The organism is Clostridioides sp. ZZV14-6009 (assembly GCF_020658095.1).
In the GTDB taxonomy this organism is placed as follows: domain Bacteria; phylum Bacillota; class Clostridia; order Peptostreptococcales; family Peptostreptococcaceae; genus Clostridioides.
The window spans coordinates 46,430-66,713 of record NZ_JAGWDG010000004.1; the positions used below are offsets into that span (position 1 = coordinate 46,430).

General features: G+C 26.3%; 23 protein-coding genes and 1 pseudogene. 19 read left to right on the plus strand and 5 right to left on the minus strand.

The window, feature by feature from the left end; genetic code table 11:
- Positions 1–110: 110 nt before the first annotated feature.
- Both KGF36_RS07480 and KGF36_RS07485 read left to right on the plus strand, forming a co-directional pair.
- Positions 111–581 (plus strand): methylated-DNA--[protein]-cysteine S-methyltransferase, encoded by a 471-nt coding sequence (locus KGF36_RS07480; RefSeq protein ID WP_227827963.1) that lies wholly within the window; start codon positions 111–113, stop codon positions 579–581.
- A gap of 739 nt (positions 582–1,320) precedes the next feature.
- Positions 1,321–1,461 carry a hypothetical protein gene (locus KGF36_RS07485; RefSeq protein WP_227435245.1) on the plus strand — a complete coding sequence of 47 codons (141 nt, stop codon included), beginning with the start codon at positions 1,321–1,323 and terminating at the stop codon, positions 1,459–1,461.
- On the opposite strand, the gene KGF36_RS07490 is transcribed toward KGF36_RS07485, so the two are convergent.
- On the minus strand, positions 1,458–1,829 hold the full coding sequence (locus KGF36_RS07490; protein WP_227827964.1) for a helix-turn-helix domain-containing protein: 372 nt from the start codon (positions 1,827–1,829) through the stop codon (positions 1,458–1,460). The two genes, KGF36_RS07485 and KGF36_RS07490, sit on opposite strands and share 4 nt — an antisense overlap.
- 651 nt (positions 1,830–2,480) lie before the next feature.
- Here KGF36_RS07490 and KGF36_RS07495 point away from each other — a divergent pair.
- Positions 2,481–2,738 (plus strand): hypothetical protein, encoded by a 258-nt coding sequence (locus KGF36_RS07495; protein ID WP_227827965.1) that lies wholly within the window; start codon positions 2,481–2,483, stop codon positions 2,736–2,738.
- A 272-nt stretch (positions 2,739–3,010) separates the two neighbouring features.
- Here the strand turns inward: KGF36_RS07495 and KGF36_RS07500 are convergent, their stop codons facing one another.
- Complete coding sequence (locus KGF36_RS07500; protein ID WP_227827966.1) at positions 3,011–3,688, minus strand: VanZ family protein; 678 nt, start codon at positions 3,686–3,688, stop codon at positions 3,011–3,013.
- A gap of 231 nt (positions 3,689–3,919) precedes the next feature.
- Between KGF36_RS07500 and KGF36_RS07505 the strand changes: the two genes are divergently transcribed.
- The 6 genes from KGF36_RS07505 (at position 3,920) to KGF36_RS07530 (ending at position 9,448) form a co-directional block, all read left to right on the plus strand.
- Positions 3,920–4,219, plus strand: coding sequence for a hypothetical protein (locus tag KGF36_RS07505; protein ID WP_227827967.1), 300 nt, complete (start codon positions 3,920–3,922; stop codon positions 4,217–4,219).
- Between the two features lie 322 nt (positions 4,220–4,541).
- On the plus strand, positions 4,542–4,787 hold the full coding sequence (locus KGF36_RS07510; protein ID WP_227827968.1) for a DUF5071 domain-containing protein: 246 nt from the start codon (positions 4,542–4,544) through the stop codon (positions 4,785–4,787).
- Positions 4,788–5,008: 221 nt separating this feature from the next.
- Positions 5,009–5,686: a TVP38/TMEM64 family protein gene (locus tag KGF36_RS07515; RefSeq protein WP_227850330.1), complete on the plus strand. Its 678-nt coding sequence runs from the start codon at positions 5,009–5,011 to the stop codon at positions 5,684–5,686.
- A gap of 156 nt (positions 5,687–5,842) precedes the next feature.
- Positions 5,843–7,498: a dihydroxy-acid dehydratase gene (gene ilvD / locus KGF36_RS07520; protein WP_227827970.1), complete on the plus strand. Its 1,656-nt coding sequence runs from the start codon at positions 5,843–5,845 to the stop codon at positions 7,496–7,498.
- Positions 7,499–7,856: 358 nt separating this feature from the next.
- Positions 7,857–8,795 (plus strand): S8 family peptidase, encoded by a 939-nt coding sequence (locus tag KGF36_RS07525; protein WP_227827971.1) that lies wholly within the window; start codon positions 7,857–7,859, stop codon positions 8,793–8,795.
- Between the two features lie 224 nt (positions 8,796–9,019).
- Positions 9,020–9,448 carry a flavodoxin gene (locus tag KGF36_RS07530; RefSeq protein ID WP_227827972.1) on the plus strand — a complete coding sequence of 143 codons (429 nt, stop codon included), beginning with the start codon at positions 9,020–9,022 and terminating at the stop codon, positions 9,446–9,448.
- Between the two features lie 213 nt (positions 9,449–9,661).
- On the opposite strand, the gene KGF36_RS07535 is transcribed toward KGF36_RS07530, so the two are convergent.
- Positions 9,662–10,456, minus strand: a complete 795-nt coding sequence (locus KGF36_RS07535) for an aldolase/citrate lyase family protein (RefSeq protein WP_227827973.1) — start codon at positions 10,454–10,456, stop codon at positions 9,662–9,664.
- Between the two features lie 160 nt (positions 10,457–10,616).
- Here KGF36_RS07535 and KGF36_RS07540 point away from each other — a divergent pair, with 160 nt between their 5' ends.
- The 8 genes from KGF36_RS07540 (at position 10,617) to KGF36_RS07570 (ending at position 16,438) form a co-directional block, all read left to right on the plus strand.
- On the plus strand, positions 10,617–10,985 hold the full coding sequence (locus KGF36_RS07540) for a MerR family transcriptional regulator (RefSeq protein WP_227827974.1): 369 nt from the start codon (positions 10,617–10,619) through the stop codon (positions 10,983–10,985).
- Between the two features lie 314 nt (positions 10,986–11,299).
- Positions 11,300–11,662 carry a metal-dependent transcriptional regulator gene (locus KGF36_RS07545; protein WP_227827975.1) on the plus strand — a complete coding sequence of 121 codons (363 nt, stop codon included), beginning with the start codon at positions 11,300–11,302 and terminating at the stop codon, positions 11,660–11,662.
- An 11-nt stretch (positions 11,663–11,673) separates the two neighbouring features.
- A complete protein-coding gene (locus tag KGF36_RS07550; protein WP_227827976.1) occupies positions 11,674–13,338 on the plus strand; it encodes a helix-turn-helix domain-containing protein in 1,665 nt (554 codons plus the stop codon).
- Between the two features lie 62 nt (positions 13,339–13,400).
- Positions 13,401–14,153 carry a sulfite exporter TauE/SafE family protein gene (locus tag KGF36_RS07555; RefSeq protein ID WP_227827977.1) on the plus strand — a complete coding sequence of 251 codons (753 nt, stop codon included), beginning with the start codon at positions 13,401–13,403 and terminating at the stop codon, positions 14,151–14,153.
- Between the two features lie 368 nt (positions 14,154–14,521).
- A complete protein-coding gene (locus tag KGF36_RS20160; RefSeq protein ID WP_255287792.1) occupies positions 14,522–14,656 on the plus strand; it encodes a hypothetical protein in 135 nt (44 codons plus the stop codon).
- 267 nt (positions 14,657–14,923) lie between these two features.
- Positions 14,924–15,217 (plus strand): autorepressor SdpR family transcription factor, encoded by a 294-nt coding sequence (locus KGF36_RS07560; protein WP_227827978.1) that lies wholly within the window; start codon positions 14,924–14,926, stop codon positions 15,215–15,217.
- Positions 15,198–15,839: an SdpI family protein gene (locus KGF36_RS07565; protein WP_227827979.1), complete on the plus strand. Its 642-nt coding sequence runs from the start codon at positions 15,198–15,200 to the stop codon at positions 15,837–15,839. The genes KGF36_RS07560 and KGF36_RS07565 overlap by 20 nt, the downstream gene beginning before the upstream one ends.
- Before the next feature lie 266 nt (positions 15,840–16,105).
- Positions 16,106–16,438 (plus strand): carboxymuconolactone decarboxylase family protein, encoded by a 333-nt coding sequence (locus tag KGF36_RS07570; RefSeq protein WP_227827980.1) that lies wholly within the window; start codon positions 16,106–16,108, stop codon positions 16,436–16,438.
- Between the two features lie 386 nt (positions 16,439–16,824).
- Here the strand turns inward: KGF36_RS07570 and KGF36_RS07575 are convergent, their stop codons facing one another.
- Both KGF36_RS07575 and KGF36_RS07580 read right to left on the minus strand, forming a co-directional pair.
- On the minus strand, positions 16,825–17,364 hold the full coding sequence (locus KGF36_RS07575; RefSeq protein WP_227842007.1) for a GyrI-like domain-containing protein: 540 nt from the start codon (positions 17,362–17,364) through the stop codon (positions 16,825–16,827).
- Positions 17,365–17,601: 237 nt separating this feature from the next.
- Positions 17,602–17,805 (minus strand): annotated as a pseudogene (locus KGF36_RS07580) (MerR family transcriptional regulator); the annotation flags it as partial.
- 570 nt (positions 17,806–18,375) lie between these two features.
- On the opposite strand from KGF36_RS07580, the gene KGF36_RS07585 reads away from it, so the two are divergent.
- Positions 18,376–18,540: a hypothetical protein gene (locus tag KGF36_RS07585; protein ID WP_227435106.1), complete on the plus strand. Its 165-nt coding sequence runs from the start codon at positions 18,376–18,378 to the stop codon at positions 18,538–18,540.
- Positions 18,541–18,831: 291 nt separating this feature from the next.
- Positions 18,832–20,214, plus strand: coding sequence for a PLP-dependent aminotransferase family protein (locus KGF36_RS07590; protein WP_227841625.1), 1,383 nt, complete (start codon positions 18,832–18,834; stop codon positions 20,212–20,214).
- The last annotated feature ends 70 nt before the right edge of the window (positions 20,215–20,284 follow it).

Below are 20,284 nucleotides of genomic sequence, written 5' to 3' on the forward strand. Positions count from 1 at the left end.
AAGAGTATTAAAGTTTTTTTTAATAAAAGTTGATAAAATATATGATATAAATAAGTAAAACTATTAATATAACTGAAGGTAAAAATAAATGTGGAAGGATATAGTATTTAATGAAAAATATATTTTACTATGAAACTAAAATTGGGAAGATAGGAATATCAGAAGAAAATAATTATATTACAGATTTATTCTTTGGTATGCAAGAATTATCTTGTGAAAAATACACAGTCAAAGAGACTGAAATTATAGAAGAAGCAAATAAACAGTTAAGTGAATATCTAAATGGTGATAGAAAAAAATTTGATTTGCCATTACATCCATCAGGAAGTGAGTTTAGTAAACAAGTGTGGAGTGAACTTTGTAAAATTCCATATGGAGAAACAAGAACTTATCTAGAATTAGCGAATACAATTAATAGATCTAAATCATATAGAGCAGTGGGATTAGCCAATAGTAAAAATCCTATCTCTATTTTTATACCTTGCCACAGGCTTATTGGTTCTAATGGAAGTTTGAGAGGTTATTTGGGCGGAATAAAAACAAAGGATTATTTATTAAAACTTGAAAGTGAAAATAAATAATAGAATTATATAGTAAGTACATATTGAAAAATAATACTTATAGTGAAAATTAACTTTATCTTCACTAATAATTAAGTTCCAATAATTAACTCATGAAAACTTAAACTCTCAATAATAAAAATGGTCTAAAGCTGAATAAATTTACTACACAAATATAAATAGAATAACATAAATTTATTTGTTGAAAAGAAAAAGCAGCAGAGAATAATAGTGAATTTGATACTATTTACTGATGATTTTTAAGGAACTAAATAAAAGAGAAATACTATTTTGTGAGAGAATTTTGAAGCACAGACAGATAAATCTATTCGCCCCTTAGAAAGTAGATTTTAATTATGTTTATAAATGGCAAAAAAATACTTAAAATGATAGTTAGTAAACTATCATTTTCAGTATTTTTTATAATTTATCAAGTACTAAAAAGTAGATTAAATAAACATAAAAATTTATATATTTATACAAAATTTTATAATAAGAATTATCTTAAAAAATATATAAAAACATAAAAATTATACAAAATTCTACAATAATAGATTTTTTTGTTATAATTACGAGTTTTTTATTGCATCTGTAGAATAAAAGTATTATTATATAGTTAAGATAATTATCCAAGAAAATTTTGGATAATAGAAAAATATTTTATGAAATGGAAAAATTATAATTACATAATTTTTATTAAAAATTTGTTGGGAATCTTTGAACAAAATTAAGAACATAGGTTCGCTGGGGGATGGTGCATGTGGAAAAATCAAATACTACTATTATAAGAAAGGAAAAAATTAAAGACACAGGAATTAAATTAGATTTTTTATTGAGTGTAGATATTGATTTTTATGAACTGTTATTAGAAATCTTGGAAAAAGTAAAAGAAGAGAATTAGTTCTCTTCTTTTAAAAATCTCTTTATATAAGCATTATCAATCATTTTTTCTATAGCTTCTCTATCTTCTTCCTCAAGTGAATATATCTTTTCTAAAAGTTGTTTTGTTTTTTCACTAACTGATAAACTTTCTATTATTAATTTGTCTTCTCTATTTATTTTTGTATTTTCATTTATACCTAATAAATAATCTGTAGATGTCTTCAGTGCTTTTGCTAATCTTACTATTATTTCACTTTTAGGTTCTCGCAGATTATTTTCATAACGTGATAAACTAGCTTCAGTTATACCAACTTTAGTAGCAAGTTCCTTTTGATTTATATCCAACTCTTTTCTTAACTTTGCTATTCTATCTCCTAAACTTTCCATATGTACATCACTCCTTACCGAAATTATAAGTTATTTTACTAAAAAGTAAAATAAAATTACCAAAAATATATAAAAAAAGATAAAAGAGAAGAAAAAAGATTGATAATTACCGTTTGTATATATATAATATAAATTATACAAGTGGTAATTTATGGAGAGGTGATATGTTGGATACAAAAAATCAAAATTAAAAATGATGCTATTAAAAATAAATCAAAAAAGTAATAAAAATATTAAAAATAAATCTTATAATACATTTATTTGAAGGAAATATAAAACTAAGTTTATAAGAAAAGAGATGTGCACTTTGTAAAAATATTGAGTTTTGATATAAATGATTTAAGATGCAAATGATTTGAATAAAATTTTTTATTAATACAATTACCAAATGTATAAATCAACATGAGAAGGGTGGTAAGGATAAGTTTTACTAAGTGAAATAGATTATATAATGGTGTTGGAATAATTAACAGATGATTTATCATGGAAATAAAAAAGAGAACTAATTTAGTAAATATTTTAGAATTAAAGAAATTCACAAAAGAGAAAGATGATATATAAGTATGTAATGGTAAAAGTTTTAATTATGTCAAAATAGTATATAACAAGGAAATGATTTTAAAATAAATTAAATATATTGGAGAGGTTGAAATGATAATAATTAGAAGCCAGGATAAAACTAATTTAATGAAAGTTAGTAAAATTGAAATAAATGATAATCAAATATATGTAACCTTTGAAGATATGTATAATACTAGGAAGATAGGAGATTATGAAAGTAAAGAGAGAGCAATACAAGTATTAGATAAGATACAAAATTTTATTGAGAATGGTACTGAGTATGATTATATAACTGCTAATAAAGTTAGATGTAATGTAAATCGAATATTTCAAATGCCAATTAAGTAAGGCGATTATGTTAGGCTGTTAAGATTTGAAAAGTATTTTAATAATTTTGTTGAAGGTAATTATAATTAAAAGTTATAGATTATTTTAAATATTGTTTTTGCAACAATAAAATATAAAAGGGAAAATACGTATTATCAATAATATAAAAAGATTATTTTTAAATATATTATCTTTAAAGAATAAAATACCCCATTCTTAATGTAATAAGAAGGGGGATTTTATTTATACATAAATATTAAAATAAAATGTAAATTTAATATATATTAAACTATCTAATAAGGAATGATATAAAAATTATACAATAGAAATTCTCCTAAGACAGCTAATATTAAGTACATAATAGTTTCATTTTTAGGAAGATTAATAGCTTTTCTATTTGTATCATCATCAGCTTCAACAGCAATTTCATCTTTAACAGTTTGTTCATATCGATATGAAAAGAGAGTCTTTTTACTTATATAATTAAATAAATTATTTATACATATCCATATGAAATATCCCAAAATAGCACCTAGAGTATTCATCATCAAATCATCAATATCTGTAGCTCTATGATTGAATAATTGACAAATCTCAATTGCTAATGAAAAAACTAATCCAGTCCATAATATACTAATAAAATTTCTAAATCTTTCCCAAATCAAAGGAAGTAAAAATCCTAAAGGCATAAACATGATGATGTTTAGAATATAAGTTAAAGCACCACTTGAACTAAATGGAATTAAATTTATTTCATCTAGCCTAATAATTTCATCATATCTACCTATATCCCATATACTTCCAATACCTGCTTTGCTAAGTGCTAAGTAAATATAAAATAAAAAAACATAGACCCATATTAGATGTGTTATTAAACTCCTCTTTTCTTTTAAATTTACTTTTCTTATAACAATTATTTGGTATATTAAACAAGGTAATATTGCACAAAATAACGGATAAAGTGTCCACATAATTGTAATTTATCTCCCTTCAAAATTTATATTTTTAACCTCATAAATACTATCTTTATTGTAATCTTTAAAAATAAATTTTTCTTTAATAAAACCTTAAAAATTTATTAACTTATAAAATAGAATCTTCTACACCTAATATGTAAATATTTAAAAATTTTATCATATGTATAAATATTATAAATATATGGAAATAATAATAGTATATATTGGTAAAATAGGAGGAATTGTATGAAATGGATTAAATGGTATAGTATTACATGTATATGTATTTTTGCTCTTATAACTTTTTTTATGTTAATATTTCCAAATAAAGTAAGAATGCTTGATTCTTCATATGCATATAGTCTTATTGAAAAAAAAGTGCCAAATGGTGCTAGCTATCAAGGATACAAGAAGAATCAAATTGATGGTACTACTACAATTTATTATAATTATAATAATTCAACTCATGTAGTGAAATTATCACACCCTGAATATAATTCGAGAGAGATTAACTGGGATAAAGTTTCAAATATTATATTTGATTAACTTAAAATAACATTTATTATTTTGAAAATTTATTGTATATAAAAATAGGTCATTTTTATAATATAATAAAATGGATATGTTTAAGAAGATTTTAATTCTTTAAAATCTAGAAAGAATCATGGTCATACTACTATAAACTGTATATCTAGCAAAAGGCAAAGTGGTGCTTAGATTAATATCAGTACTTATATACAAGTATATTAAGTTATAATTTGTTTGACATTTATACATGTAGATATTAGAATCTAAACATAAACGATTTTTGTCTATTTAATTAGGGGAGATAAGAAAACTATTGTGTGTTGGATTGGAGAAATAGATTATGAAAAATGTCGAAGAACTACTTCCAAAAGATAAGTTTGATAACTGTAATATTGAAAAATTAAAATTATTATCTGATGAAGAGATAAAACCTATTTGCCCTAGGCTTTTAGAATGGATACAAGATTACAATTGGTCTGTTGCAAAAGATATATTGTCTGTATTGGCATTACATCAAGAAATTATTACTCCACTGATAATAGATATTCCTAAAAACATTCTCTTAACGGAATGTTTTTTTATTTAGCTTAATTGTGCAATTTGTTGATATTTCTTAGATTTTTTGTAATTAGTTAATAAAAAAATGTATTATAATAATATTATCGAAACTTGAAAATCTGACAAAGAGATAATATTATAAGAAGTGGTGAAGAAGTTATTTAGATGGAATAAAAATAAAGGGTTATTTATTAAAACTTGAAAAAGAAAATAAATAATAGCGATATACAATAAATACATATAGAAAGGATGATACTTATTATAAAAAAGAATTTGAAAGGAATTGTTACAGCACTTATCATTGTTATTTTTATACTCATTTATTATACATTTTTTAGAGATATTACAGCAGAGCAGATACGTCAATATGTGCAATCATATGGAAACTATGCACCCTTTGTATATATATTGATTTTCTCAATCTTACCAATTACTTTTTTTCCAGTTCCAGTCTTAGCATTGGCTGGAGGATTAGCATTTGGATTGTGGAAAGGAACACTTTATACTATAATAGGTGCAGGTATTAATAGTGCAATTATGTTTATGATGGCAAAGGTATTAGCTAAAGATACCATAACTAAGTTTTTAAAAAATAAATTATCACCATCTTTATGGGAACTTTTTATGGAGGCAGATGAGAAGAGAGGATTTTTTATTATATTTGTATTAAGATTGATACCAATTACTCCATATAATCTTATAAACTATGGAGCAGGACTTACTAACATAAAGTTTAGTAGTTATATACTTGCAACATTTATTGGTATTTTACCAGGAACATTAGTGTTCTTAAATATAGGAGATAAAGCTATTGATGTTACTAATCCTTCTTTTATAATTTCTATAGTGTTGTTGCTTTTATTAATAATAGCATCTTTAATATTGGCAAAAAAGATTTCTCCAACTAGTATATCCAAGAGAGAATAAGCATTTAATTTATTTGTGTAAGATATTAATATAAAATCGTAATAATTTTATATTAATATCTTTTAATATTTTTTGGATTTTTTGTAATTAATTGATATAAAAATATATTATAATAATATTATGAAAATTTTAAAAATATAAGAAAGAGGTAATACCATGAGAAGTGATATAAAAAAAGGAATAGAAGGAGCTCCAAAGAGAGCATTAATGTATGGAATGGGTCTTACTAGAGAAGAAATTGAAAGACCACTAATAGGTATAGTAAATGCACAAAATGAAGTGATTCCTGGTCATCTTCATCTTGATGAAATAGCAGAAGCAGCAAAAAATGGAGTGAGAATGAGTGGTGGATTACCATTAGAGTTTCCAGCTATAGGAGTTTGTGATGGTATAGCTATGGGGCATGTTGGAATGAATTATTCACTTGCTTCAAGAGAATTAATAGCCGATTCTATAGAGGCAATGGCGATGGCACATGGTTTTGACGCTTTAGTACTTATACCTAATTGTGATAAAATAGTGCCAGGAATGTTAATGGCTGCTGCAAGACTTAATATACCAAGTGTTGTTGTAAGTGGAGGTCCTATGCTTCCAGGAAAAGCAAATGGAAAAGTATATGACTTTAACTCTGCAATGGAAGGTGTTGGAGCTTGTAAGGATGGAACAATGAGTGAAGAGGAACTAGAAGTGTTGGCAATGAATTCTTGTCCTGGTTGTGGTTCATGTTCTGGGCTTTTTACAGCTAATAGTATGAATTGTTTAACAGAGGCACTAGGTATGGGGATTCCATATAATGGCACTGCTGCTTCACATTCAGGAGAAAGAAAAAGAATAGCAAAATATGCAGGTATGTATGTCATGGAACTTCTTAAGAATGATATAAAGCCTAGAGCTATTTTGACAATAGATGCTTTTAAAAATGCAATAACTGTAGATATGGCAATGGCTGGTTCTACAAATACAGTGCTTCATTTACCTGCAATAGCCTATGAAGCAGGAATAGAACTTAATTTAGATTTATTTGATGAAATAAGTGAAAAAACTCCTTGTTTAACAAAATTAAGTCCAAGTGGTAAGCATCATATCGAAGATTTACATATGGCAGGCGGAATACCAGCTATAATGAATGAACTTTCAAAGATAAAAGGAATAAATTTAGATTGTAAAACAGTAACAGGCAAGACTATAGGAGAAAACATAAAAAATTGTGAGATAAAGAACGAAGAAGTAATACATACATTAGAAAATCCGTATAGCAGTCAAGGAGGCCTAACAATTTTAAGAGGTAATCTTGCTACAAATGGAGCAGTTGTAAAAAAATCAGCAGTAGCAGAGGAAATGTTGGTTCATGAAGGTCCAGCAAGAGTTTTTAATTCGGAAGAAGAAGCTGTTAGTGCTATATTTGGCAAAAAAATAAATAAAGGTGATGTTATAGTTATAAGATATGAAGGTCCAAAAGGAGGGCCAGGAATGAAAGAAATGTTATCTCCTACCTCAGCAGTTGCGGGAATGGGACTTGATAAGCATGTAGCACTTCTTACTGATGGTCGTTTTTCAGGAGCTACCAGAGGGGCATCTATAGGACATATTTCTCCAGAAGCTATGGAAGGTGGTTTAATAGGAATAGTTGAAGAAGGAGATATAATTTCTATAAATATACCAGATAAAAAATTAGAATTAAAAGTAAGTGATGTAGAAATGGAAAAGAGAAAATCAAAATTTAAGCCTTTGGAACCAAAAATAAAGCATGGATATTTAAGTAGATATGCTAAACTGGTTACATCAGCAAATACAGGGGCAGTTTTGAAATAGTAAATATATTAAAAAAGTAGAGAATATTAAATACTAACAGGATATCTTAAAATGTTTTTACCATAAATAAGATATCCTATTTTATTGTTTCAAACGTATAAAATATTTTGTATCTTATAAAAAAGTAAATTCTCTATGAAAGTAAATCTGCATATGTAAGCAAATCTTTATTTTGATATAGCACATAAATTTTATTTTGTAGACAATAAAATATGACTCCTAAAAATAAAAAACATATCATAAATATAAATAGATGAGTATAATCATGTAACTATAAATTAAATTATTAATTTATAGTTTATCATTTTAACTTGTTTATAATTTTTTATATGCAATAAAATTTTTAGGGGGATACATTATGAATAAAAAAATGAAGTTAATTCCATATGAGATAAATGAAAATCTAAGAGGAACAAAGAATAAATTTCCATATGGTATAAAACAAATGAATGCTAAAGGAATGTGGGAAGAGGGCTACACTGGTAAAAATGTTGTAGTTGGTATAATAGATACAGGTTGTGATACATCTCATCCTCTATTAAAAGGGAAAGTCATCGGAGGGGCAAATTTCAGTGATGATAGTAATGGAAATAAAAATATATATGAGGATTTTAATGGACATGGAACACATGTAGCAGGTATTATAGCAGCATCTAATTATAATAATGAAGTTATGGGAGTAGCACCAGATTGTAAATTATTAATAGCAAAAGCATTAAATAAAGATGGTATTGGGACGTATCAGAGTATAATTAATGCTATCAACTTTGCTGTAAGTAGCAAGGTGGATATTATATCTATGTCTCTAGGAGGGAATAAAGATGATAAAAATCTAAAAAATGCTGTTTTACAAGCAGTAAAAAATAATATTCCTGTAGTGTGTGCAGCTGGTAATAATGGAGATGGGGATTCTAGTACAAGTGAATATAGTTACCCAGCAAGTTATCCTGAAGTAATAGAAGTAGGTGCAATAAATGAAAACTATTTAGTTGAGAAATTTAGCAATTCAAATAGTACAATAGATTTAGTTGCACCAGGAAGAAATATTTTATCAACTTATATGGATAATAAGCTTGCTATTATGAGTGGTACTAGTATGAGTGCACCCTATGTAACAGGTTCAATGGCATTGATTAAAGAGTGGGCAAGAGAAGAATTTGAACGAAATTTTGATGAAGCTGAGTTGTATGCACAGTTAATAAAGTGTACAAGGGCACTTGGTTTGCCTAGAACAGAACAAGGAAATGGTTACCTATATTTAAATCTTTATAAATACAAGGGTAATACTAAAAGATAGTATTTGTTTGCTAATGAAAAATAAAGACTATGTATTTAATAGATAAATGATAAAAATTATTTAATGAGAAATATTATCGATAAATATTGATTTTTAAAACTACTCATGATATTATATATTTAGAAAAAATAAAGAGATTTCAAATAAAGAAATCTTTTATTTTTTAAATATTAGTTAGCTATAGCTAACTAATATATTAATTAAAAATATCATAGGAGGTAAAAATGAGTAAAATATATATTGTTTATTGGAGTGGAACAGGAAATACTGAAAAAATGGCAAATTTTGTAGCAGAAGGTGTAAAGTCAAAAGGTAAAACACCAGAGGTTTTAGATGTAAGTTTATTGAAACCAAGCGATTTAAAAGGAGAAAATAAATTTGCACTAGGTTGCCCATCTATGGGAGCAGAGCAATTAGAAGAAGGTTATATGGAACCATTTGTATCAGAATTAGAATCAATGGTATCAGGTAAACAAATTGGATTATTTGGTTCATATGGTTGGGGAAATTGTGAATGGATGAGAGATTGGGAAGAACGTATGCAAAATGCTGGTGCTACGATTATAGGTGGTGAAGGAATCACAGCAATGGAAGATCCAGATGGAGAGGCAGAGGCTAATTGTATTGAATTAGGTAAAATGTTGGCTGAATAAATTTGTATGCTATAAAAAGCTAATTTTTAAAAACTAATGATAATATTAGTATACATAAAGCTAAAAAATATTAATAGTATGACATATGTGATGAATATTCTATAAAAGAGAAAATAGTTAATGTTTTGACTTCAAGATATATTCAGTACTGCCGGATAATAATTTTTTATTTGTTATCTGGCAGTATGTTTATTGTACAAGAAATACAATTATTTAATGATGTTTTTCAACTGGTACAACTTCATCATAAAAAGACCATAATTGATTGATAGCAGAAGTGATAAAGGTTGTATCTTGTGCAAAGCAAAGCATATTTGCACCAATATTGACCCATGTTTCAACGCTTGTCTTTTCTATTGTTGGAAAGACGATAAAAGGCATTTTATATTTTTTACATATCTCAGCAGCATGAGTAATCATATTTTTTATTTCTGGTCTATCCATATCTCCAGCAAAGCCAAGATCTAAAGATAGGTCGCCAGGACCTAGTGCTATAATATCAACACCATCAACCTGAACTATATCTTCAAGATTGTCATAGCCTGATTTTTGCTCAATTAACATCATTTTCAATGTTTCTTTATCTGCGTTTTTAATATAGTCTAAATAATTCATACGCCCATAATAAGAAGCACGTTGAGGATTACATCCTCTTATACCTTTTGGTGGGTAGGTACAAACTGATACTGCTTTTTGTGCGTCTTGTACTGTATTAATAAATGGAAATCCTATGATATCTGTTCCCATATCCATTATGGCTCTAACAAGAGCAGGGTCACTATTTCCTAATCTAACTAAAGAAGCAGCACCGCCAGCATGTGCCGCTATCATATGTTGCTGAATGTCTTTACGGTCTAAGGATCCATGTTCTCCCTCAATCCAGACAAAATCATATCCAGATAGCCCTACTAATTCACTTACAGCTGAATCAGACAGTGAAACTGCAATTCCACAAAGTACTTTTCCTGCATTTAAATTTTCTTTAATCATAGTTGCATATTTTTCCATTTATATCATCCTTTCTTTTACCAGTTGATTTTTACACTTCAAACTATACAACTTCAACCTAACTTGAAGTCAATACTTTTTTATTGACTACTGATTGACTATTATGAAAGGAATTTTTATAATGTTATTATTCATTTAAAATTTTATGGAGGTAAAGAACATGCAATATTCCATGACTGAGGTATCAAAAATAACCGGAATTTCTCCATCAGCAATCCGTTTTTATGAAGAAAAAGGCTTGCTACTTCCTATCAATAGAAAACCAAGTGGTGTTCGTTATTTTTTAGAAGAGGATATAGAACGCCTAGTCTTTATTATAGAACTTAAAAAGGCAGGTTTATCTATAAAGGATATATATGAATGCTTTCATTTCTGTGATATGGGAGATGATACAATAGATAAAAGAATTTGCCTATTTGAACAACATAAACAGAATATTCAAAATAAAATACATGTGTTGGAACATTGTATGGAGCAAATAGATGAAAAAGTAGCCTATCTAAACGAAAAAAAGGCAGTTAAGAAATAATTTTTTGTGCTCTTTTTATAACTTTATTGTCTGTTTATGTATGTAAAGTCTTGCTTTTAATGCTTTTCTTACACTATGTATCAAAGTCTAAACTGGTTTTTATTTTGTCTGAGGTTTCTCTATGTAATAAAAAAGAAAATTATGATAAGATATATTAATGTAAGTGGTAAAAATATTTATGAGTATAAAAGTGAGTATTTTTTATTATATATATGAACAATCTAGATTATGATGTTAAAACATACAGTTATACTTTTTTAATTGGTATGATAAAAATATTAGAATTGAATTGTTATTGCTTGGGGGAAGTAGAAATGTATGAATCAAGAGAAAATTATTTAGAGACAATATTGATTTTGGAGAAGAAAAATGGAATTGTAAAGTCTATTGATATAGCAAAAGAACTAAATTATAGTAAAGCAAGTGTAAGTAGAGCTGTAGGGATTTTAAAGGAAAGTGGTCTCATTGTAATGAAGTTTGATGGTGAAATTATTTTAACTGAAAATGGTAGAAAAAAAGCAGAAGAAATTTATGAAAAACATATTTTAATTACTAGATTTCTAATAAATACATTGGGAGTTTCATTCAATATAGCTGAAAAAGATGCATGTAGAATAGAGCATGTTATAAGCAATGAGACGTTTGAAAGAATAAAAAAATATTTAGACAAAAACTAAGAGGTGAGCTTATGGAGTATTTTAGTGAGTCGAGTAAATATGAAGTGCAAAAATTTAATTGGGGAGAAGTTACATGGATACATGAGCCATCAAAAACACAATCTAATAGACTTAGTGCTGGAGTTGTAAAATTTTTTCCAGGAAATTGTCAAGAAAAACATTTTCATTTAAGTGAAGAACAACTTTTATACGTGATTCAAGGAGAAGGAATACAAATAATTGATGGTAGAAAGATTAATATAAAGAAATCATCAATAATCTATTGCCCACCATATTCAGAACATGAAATTATAAATACTGGTAAAAATGATTTGATAATATTAATCGCCTATGTTCCCTATAAATTTTCAAGCTTAAAACAATTACCAATCATGTTTTCTGAGAATAATATACAAGAGTTAATTAATATAAATATAATTGAAAATATTGCAAATCAAATATCTAATATACTGAAGCTAAAAATATCTATTTATGATTCAAAACACGAAAAAATATTTGAAACTAATGGAGAAGTTAAGTTTTGCAATATTTGCAAAAACATAAGAACATGTAATAGAAAACTTAATAAAAATATAAATAACGATAATTTTACTAAAATATATAATTGTGATTATGATGTTTCTAGCCTAGAGATACCTATAGTATTAGAAGAAAATATAATTGGATATATAGAATGTGGAAATTTTATAATATATAAATCTATTGATATAGATAAAAAGTTATCGATATTATCAAATAACTCAAATATAGATATAAAATATATAAATAAAATTTACAGTGAAATCCCATTAAATCCTAAAAGTAGATTATATGTATTAAAAGAAAATTTACTAATGGTAACTGATTTTATTCAGGAAATAGCAAAAAGAAGATTCTTTGAAAACCAACTTAGTATAAAAGATGAGGAAATATTAAAGAGTAGAAAGGAAAATATAAAACTTGAAGATGCACTTAAAAGGGCTAATTATAAGCTATTAGAAGAAAAGTGCATTATAAGTCCTGTAGGAATTAGTATACTTAATACTAACTGTGTAGAGTATCCTTATGAATTAGAATTTTCTCTTGAGAAAGAAATTAAAAATATGAATTTAGAAGGCATTTGTAAATTAATAGAGATAAATAAGAAAATACATAATAATATTAAAAGTATTATTCAAGAGGTGATACTTGTATTATCTAGAACAGTACTTAGAGATTTAGAAGATTTAAATCTTATCTATTACGTAAAAAATAAATATACTAAAAAAATATCACTTGTAAGTAGTGATAAAGACTTATGGAATATATTACTTGAATTTTCTAAAGAATGTATTGATATAAATAGAGAATTTTGGAGAAAAGATAAAGTAAATTTAATTGAAAAGATAAACGAATATATACAAAAATATTATAAAGAAAATATAAATTTAAATAGTATATCTGAGATGTTTTTTATAAGTCCAAATTATTTAAGTTCTATTTTCAATGAAAAGAATAAAATTTCAATAACTGAGTATATAAATATTCTTAGAATAGAAGAATCTAAAAAATATTTAAAAAATGGGAATATGAGTATAGCTGATATTTGCAAGAAAGTAGGATTTAATAATAGCAGTTATTTTTCACAAATATTTAAAAAATTTAATAATAGCACTCCAAATGAATATAGAAAAAATATATTGGACAATAAAAATTAAGAAAGAATTGTATGAAGTATATATTGTAAAGGAGATTGAAATAGAATGTATGGAGGAATTTTATGTTTGTAATTATTTTTTTATGTATAGGGGGCTTTATAGCTGCTTTTGTAGATTCTATAGCAGGTGGAGGTGGACTTATCAGTATGCCTGTTCTTATGGCTATTGGAGTACCAATACATCTTGCTATTGGTACAAACAAATTTGCAGCATCAGCAGGTTGTATAAGTAGTGCTTATAGGTATGCAAAATCTGGCAAAACTAATAATGAACTCTTAAAAAAATTAGTTCCATTTACTATTATAGGCAGTATTTTAGGAGTAAAATGTGTATTATCAATAAATGAAAATATACTAAATGTTTTAGTTGTATTGATGATTTTAATAGTGGCAATTTATACTTTTGTTTCTAAAAATTTAGGTCAAGAAGACAGATTTGAAGGTATTAATAAGAAAAATTTGAGATTAGGAATGCTTATGGCATTTATAATGGGTTTCTATGATGGTTTTTTTGGGCCAGGAACAGGAACATTTTTAGCTTTTGGATTTATAAAAATATATGGATATGATTTCTTGCATGCTTCAGCAAATACAAAAATATTAAACTTGACAAGCAATGTAACTTCATTATTATTATTTATGATAAATGGTCAAGTATATTATAAAATTGCTGTGTTGTTTGCATTAGTAATGATAATAGGGGCTTATGTAGGTGCTAAAGTTGCAATAAAAAATGGTTCAAAAATGATAAAACCAATATTTTTAGTAATGGCATTATTTATGGTCACAAAGCTAATGTACCAAACATTGTTTTAATTGGATAGTTTTATCTTTTATAATTATTTGTATATTATATAAAAATCTACAACCACTGTAATTAGATTAGTTGTAGATTTTTTATATGATATTAACTATTAAAAACTTCAAGTATTTTGCAGTTTCTAAATGCTTATTAGAGTATATATCAGAATATATATTTCAAGTTATTTTAAGATTTTCATTAGGTCAATGTTGTATAAATATGAATATATACAAATTTTACAAAAATTCTAATTATCTTCTAATACAGTTCATATATAATACATATGGAAATTGTAATATTAGAATAGAAAAGTTATATAGTATAAAAATATAACTTTAATCTATGTATATGAAATATATAATAATTTGTAGGAGGAATATATATGAACATATCAAGAAGAGCTATGAAAATAATTGAACTGGCACAGAGAATTGCTAATAAAAGAGGTGTAACAGTACAAGAAGCTTGGAATGATGCCGTAAGAGAATACAGAGAAAAGTATGAATATGTTGCATAAATAGTGCACGTTATATTTTAAATATAAGAAAGTTTGTAAAATAAAAGGGCTTAGAGTTTTATTTCTAAGTCTTTTTATTTTTTTTGAAAGTAAAGTATTTAAATAAGAGTAATCTATGAGTGAGATTGCTTTATTTAAAACTAATTCTAAAAATTTATATAATAATTTCAATAACTATTTAGAAAAAAATCTAAATAGTTATTGAAATGAATAATTAATTATGTTATATTGTATTTAGATGAAATTCTAAATAGAGAGGTGATATTGTTGGGTTTTCCAGAAACGTTTAAGGCTCTTTCTGACCCTATAAGAAGAGAAATCTTACTTATGCTAAAGAGTAACAGGATGTCAGCAGGAGAAATTAGTGAAAAATTTAATATGACAAATGCCACAATCTCTTATCATCTATCACAATTAAAAAAGGCAGGGCTCATATTTGAAACCAAGTATAAAAACTTTATTTTCTACGAAATAAATACTTCAGTTTTTGAAGAAGTTATGCTTTGGTTTTCACAATTTATGGAGAAGGGAGAAAAAGATAATGAAAAAAATGATAAATAAACAATTTGTTTTATCAACTTTAGTATGTTTTATACCATTTATTGTATCAATTTATTTTTATAATAGATTACCAGATCAGGTTGCAATTCATTTTGACAACTATGGAAATCCAGATAATTATGCTCCAAAAGTTATAGCAGCTTTTGGTGTACCATTATTAATGCTATGTATTCATATATATACATGGTTTAGACTTGAAAATGAACCAAAGAAAATAGGATTTTCAAAAATACTTCAAAGTTTTTCAAAGTGGGGAGTTGCTATACTGTCAGTTATTTTACAAGTGATGATGATTATGTATTCAATAGGAATTACTTTAGAGACAAACTTTTATATAGGATTATTTTCAGGAATATTGATTTTCTTTATTGGAAACTATATTCCTAAATGTAAACAAAATTATACATTAGGAATAAAATTACCATGGACTCTTAATAATGAAGAAAATTGGAATAAAACACATCATTTAGCTGGGTGGATTTGGATTATTGGTGGAATATTGTTAATTATTAATGCATTTATTAATATTCCTTTTTATAATACTTTCATAATAATTATGATTGTAGTGATACCATTTATTTATTCTTATTTTATATATAAAAATTCAGCTAAAAATAATTAGGATAGTTATATATTTTTATAAAACTTAGTTAAATATTATATATTTCAGAGCTAAAACAGACAATTAAAAACTTATTAAGGTATTTATTTTAGCTCTGAAAATTAATTAATATTCAAAGTGAGAAATCATCATTGATTATATATTCTAAGGTCATTTGCAAATCAAGCTATGTGTTATAAATTGAAAATTCATATTTAATATTGAAAATACAAGTATGATGTGATAGTATAATCTATAAAAATTATTTATAAACACAGGAGGTAGATATGAATCTTGAAGAAATGAAAGAATATAGAAAATTATATAATAATAAACTAAGTGAAACAGATGAATTTTTTAAAGTATTTGGAAGTCTTAATGATAAGACTTATTCAGAGGGAGCCATAAGTAAAAAAAATAAAGAGTTGATGGGATTAGCAATTTCTATTTTAAGTCGTTGTGATGAATGCATTTGCTATCATATAGAGGGATGTGTCGACTCTGAAGCAAGTAAGGCTGAAATTATAGAAGCAATAAAAATAGGTGTAATTGGTGGTGGCTCTATTACATATCCAAATGCAAGATTTGCAATAAAAATCTTAGAAGAACTTAATATATAATTTTTGTACATAGTTATTTGTATTAATACGAATATATTAATTTAATAATACTATTGAGTATGTTTTAATATAGCATATACTATTACATAACAAATACTTATATTATTAATGTAACTTTAATATTTTACATATTGGAATTTTAGAAAGACTTTAGATAAATTTTATTAAATTTAAATATATTGATTCCTTAAAGTTGTAATAAAAAAATAGATAAACTATATAGTTTATCTATTTTTTATTATAATCTTGTCTAATTGTCAATAGTTAGAATGTTAAATAAAAGACATATTTCTTCTTTTCAAAAATAATCTTTCTCTATCATAATTGTTATCTCACAGTCATATAATCTTTTTGACAAACTAGTATTATTATGCTGATATTTTATCTTATTTTTCCTTAATAGGTATTAGTAAATCAAGTTGTATATCTTTTACCTCATGGTCTGTATTTTCTATATGGCTAAAATAGTTTAAATGTTCTTCTAAAAGACCACACATATGTTCTTGGTCTTGTAAATCACCTGCAAATTCATATTTCTCACTGTTATTCACCCATTCAAGAAGTGCATCCCATTCAGCAAAATTGCCAAAAGCAATCATATGTGCACCATATAACCCTCCTGCAAATTGCTTTCTTTTAAGTGGTGCCGAAATCTCCATATTATCTGGAATTGTCACCCATGCTTCATAACCATGATAGCCTGTTTCATCTATTGGATTAGGATGATTGAAACCATAACGTCTTAAATCTGGTTTAATTTTATTCAAATTGTTTTTACGCACGAATTCATCAAGCATTGTATTTGCATGAAGTTCTGGGTCATCACCAATATAATGAGCGGAAGCAATAGTAGTTGGTGGTAGGTATACTATACGTACATCATTGAGTTTTGATAATCTTTCATCTGCTTTATTTAACTTATTCATACCTTGTTCCTCCTTAAAATTAATACTAACAATATTGAGTGATTCAATAGCTGATAACAATGTGTCATTTTCAGAAATAATAGTTTTGAGTGGTAGTTCTGTAACTTTAATTAGTTCTTTGATAAAACAAAAGAGAATATCCTTGATTGTAGAAAGAGCCGTAATTTCTTCATCCAATTCATTTATGTTTTGACGAAAGATGTTAATAGCAGTAATTGCATTTTTATTTTCTAGAATTATTTGAATTTGACGTACAGGAATTCGCAATTTACGCAAAAGCATAATCTGCTCAATTCTAGAAATTGCTTCTTCATCATAAACTCTGTAAGAATAACCTTCACGACGAAAACTTTTAATTAATCCAATTTGTTCATAATAGCGTAGCATTCTAGTGGATATACCCATATTTTTAGATACTTGGCTTATAGTTATTGTCCTCATTATACTTCCTCCTTACAGTTTTAGTATAAACTACGACACGGTGTCAAAGTCAACAATTAAACATTAAAATTATTGATTGTCTTAATTTAATCAGTTTAAATATCTCCTATTATACTTAGCCATCTGTAAAATTAAATAAGTCTCTATGGTAACATCAAAAACTTTCGAGATAGCATATGTCAAAGACATACAGAGATTGTATCTATTAATATCATATCAGTTTGAAATTTTTCTGTTATTAACTATTTTATTTTTTACTTACTTTGAGAAACAAAATAGTTAGTGAATCTTATGTATATATCAAAGCTGCTACACAATAAATAATTTTTATTATTTTTACTGTAAAACTTTTGGAAAGAGAAGTATTGATTTTTTTATTTTATTACTGAGTTTCCTACAAATTAAATTGTATATTTTTATTCATAGGGTAGAATAAACTAGTTTTGTTAAGGATTTTGAAGGGAAAATAAAGTTAAAAAAATAAAGGCACTAATTTGTCTAACGTTTATTGGTGAAAAATAAACATATAGAAGTTATAATAAATATATAAAAATGTATGAGAGGTGTTGTATGTTTGGTAAACAAAAGGAAAGTGTTAGATTTCTAGAGTTTAATGATGTAGCAGAGAAGTTTGGAGAGAAAAAAGCTGTTGCAATTTTTGATGCAATAGCTGGAAAAAAATCTAAAGAACATATTATCAAGGACATAGAGAAATTAGTCAAAAACGAAGTGTAGATATTTATAAGGTATATTGAGCTTGAGGGTAGCTCTTTATGCCTTCTTTTTTATTGTACAAAAATAATTAAATATTCTAGTATTCATTTAATTATGGTTTGTACTACTTTTATATTGACAAGAAAGTTCTTTAAATATATGGTGTATATATTAAAATAAATTTAAAGGTAATTATGAAATACAGCTATTGATTAATTTGTTTAGGTTGGAGATTTGTATAATCACTTTCTTAATGAATTTATTGCCTTAGATAAACAAAACAGTCAAATTAGTAATGTGAGGTGAAACTTTATGCCAATTAATTCTTTTGAAAATTATCCTATGAATTGGAAGCCAAAACGACCATCAAGAGGGAAAATACTATATAAAGCTATTGCAGAACAATTAGAAGAAGATATTAATAATGGAACTTTGTTGCCTGGTACTAAATTACCACCACAACGTGAATTAGCAGACTTCCTAGATGTAAATGTAAGTACTATTTCTAGAGCCTTTAAAATTTGTGAAAAGAAAGGATTAATAAGCGGTGTGACAGGAAGTGGAACTTTTGTAGCTTATGATATACGGTCAAATTTATTTTTGATGTCAAGTAATAAAATTACATTCATTGAAATGGGTACAATGAATCCAGATTGTGCATTAGAAGAAATGAGTACTTTATTTAAACAAATAACTAAAGAATTGGATTTTAAAACTATATTTCAATATGGACAGAGAGATGGTGCTGATTGGCAAAAAGAAGCTATAGCTAAATTGATTTCCAAAACTGGATTTAAAACCTCTTCTGATAGCTTACTTCCTGCAAGTGGAGGACAAAATGCAATTGTAGCTATTTTGGCAGGTCTGTTTCAACATGGAGATAGAATAGGTGTAGACCCATTAACTTACCCTGGAATAAAGACGGCAGCCAAAATGCTTGGAATACAACTGATACCAATTAAACAAGAAAATGGAGAGATTAGTGAAGAAGGTTTATTATATGCTTGCAAGAATGAAAACATCAAGGGAATATATATAATACCAGATTATCAAAACCCAACTACACATATAATGTCAGAGGCTGGACGAAAAATGATTGCACATATTGCATCTAAATATAATCTAATTGTGATTGAGGATGCTATTCATGGTTTACTTAATGAAATACATTTGAACCCAGTTGCTAATTATATACCTAATCAGACAATTTATATTACAAGCTTATCAAAAATTCTTGCACCTAGCTTACGTCTTGCATACATTGCTACACCTAAAAAGTATAGAGAAGCGTTATCAAGTGCTTTATATAATATTAATCTGTCTCAATCATATTTTTTAACAGAAATAGCTTACCGTATGATTGCATCAGGAGAAGCAGATAAATTAATTGAGGCACGCCGTAAGTCTGCTAGGAGAAGAAATGAGATTGTCAATCAATATTTATCTGAGTATAATATTTTAGGAAATGATGAATGTATATTTAGATGGTTAATACTACCTGATGATATAATGGCAGAAAAACTTGAGTTACAGGCACTCAAAGAAGGTGTACAAGTTTATGCATCTGAGCGCTTTGCGGTTGGAAAAGAAAAACCTATTTCTGCAATAAGAATAGCTGTATGTGCTACAGAAAATATAGAAGAACTTAAATCTGGTTTAAGTGTATTAAAACGATTACTGAAAGAAAAAAGATAATTGTATTGCACACAATATTTTAATTGTGTGTAATTTTTTTTGCTGTTACAATAAAAACATAATAGATAAT

Bases quoted from the DNA above. Each gene is read 5' to 3' on its own strand.
- KGF36_RS07545 (WP_227827975.1), top strand. From the start codon at position 11,300: ATGTATGAATCAAGAGAAAATTATTTAGAGACAATATTGATTTTGGAG.
- KGF36_RS07525 (WP_227827971.1), top strand. From the start codon at position 7,857: ATGAATAAAAAAATGAAGTTAATTCCATATGAGATAAATGAAAATCTA.
- KGF36_RS07570 (WP_227827980.1), top strand. From the start codon at position 16,106: ATGAATCTTGAAGAAATGAAAGAATATAGAAAATTATATAATAATAAA.
- KGF36_RS07500 (WP_227827966.1), bottom strand. From the start codon at position 3,688: ATGTGGACACTTTATCCGTTATTTTGTGCAATATTACCTTGTTTAATA.
- KGF36_RS07575 (WP_227842007.1), bottom strand. From the start codon at position 17,364: ATGAATAAGTTAAATAAAGCAGATGAAAGATTATCAAAACTCAATGAT.
- KGF36_RS07495 (WP_227827965.1), top strand. From the start codon at position 2,481: ATGATAATAATTAGAAGCCAGGATAAAACTAATTTAATGAAAGTTAGT.
- KGF36_RS07555 (WP_227827977.1), top strand. From the start codon at position 13,401: ATGTTTGTAATTATTTTTTTATGTATAGGGGGCTTTATAGCTGCTTTT.
- KGF36_RS07585 (WP_227435106.1), top strand. From the start codon at position 18,376: ATGTTTGGTAAACAAAAGGAAAGTGTTAGATTTCTAGAGTTTAATGAT.
- KGF36_RS07480 (WP_227827963.1), top strand. From the start codon at position 111: ATGAAAAATATATTTTACTATGAAACTAAAATTGGGAAGATAGGAATA.
- KGF36_RS07490 (WP_227827964.1), bottom strand. From the start codon at position 1,829: ATGGAAAGTTTAGGAGATAGAATAGCAAAGTTAAGAAAAGAGTTGGAT.
- KGF36_RS07515 (WP_227850330.1), top strand. From the start codon at position 5,009: ATGATACTTATTATAAAAAAGAATTTGAAAGGAATTGTTACAGCACTT.
- KGF36_RS07590 (WP_227841625.1), top strand. From the start codon at position 18,832: ATGCCAATTAATTCTTTTGAAAATTATCCTATGAATTGGAAGCCAAAA.
- KGF36_RS07530 (WP_227827972.1), top strand. From the start codon at position 9,020: ATGAGTAAAATATATATTGTTTATTGGAGTGGAACAGGAAATACTGAA.
- KGF36_RS07510 (WP_227827968.1), top strand. From the start codon at position 4,542: ATGAAAAATGTCGAAGAACTACTTCCAAAAGATAAGTTTGATAACTGT.
- KGF36_RS20160 (WP_255287792.1), top strand. From the start codon at position 14,522: ATGAACATATCAAGAAGAGCTATGAAAATAATTGAACTGGCACAGAGA.
- KGF36_RS07505 (WP_227827967.1), top strand. From the start codon at position 3,920: ATGAAATGGATTAAATGGTATAGTATTACATGTATATGTATTTTTGCT.
- KGF36_RS07550 (WP_227827976.1), top strand. From the start codon at position 11,674: ATGGAGTATTTTAGTGAGTCGAGTAAATATGAAGTGCAAAAATTTAAT.
- ilvD (WP_227827970.1), top strand. From the start codon at position 5,843: ATGAGAAGTGATATAAAAAAAGGAATAGAAGGAGCTCCAAAGAGAGCA.
- KGF36_RS07540 (WP_227827974.1), top strand. From the start codon at position 10,617: ATGCAATATTCCATGACTGAGGTATCAAAAATAACCGGAATTTCTCCA.
- KGF36_RS07535 (WP_227827973.1), bottom strand. From the start codon at position 10,456: ATGGAAAAATATGCAACTATGATTAAAGAAAATTTAAATGCAGGAAAA.
- KGF36_RS07565 (WP_227827979.1), top strand. From the start codon at position 15,198: ATGAAAAAAATGATAAATAAACAATTTGTTTTATCAACTTTAGTATGT.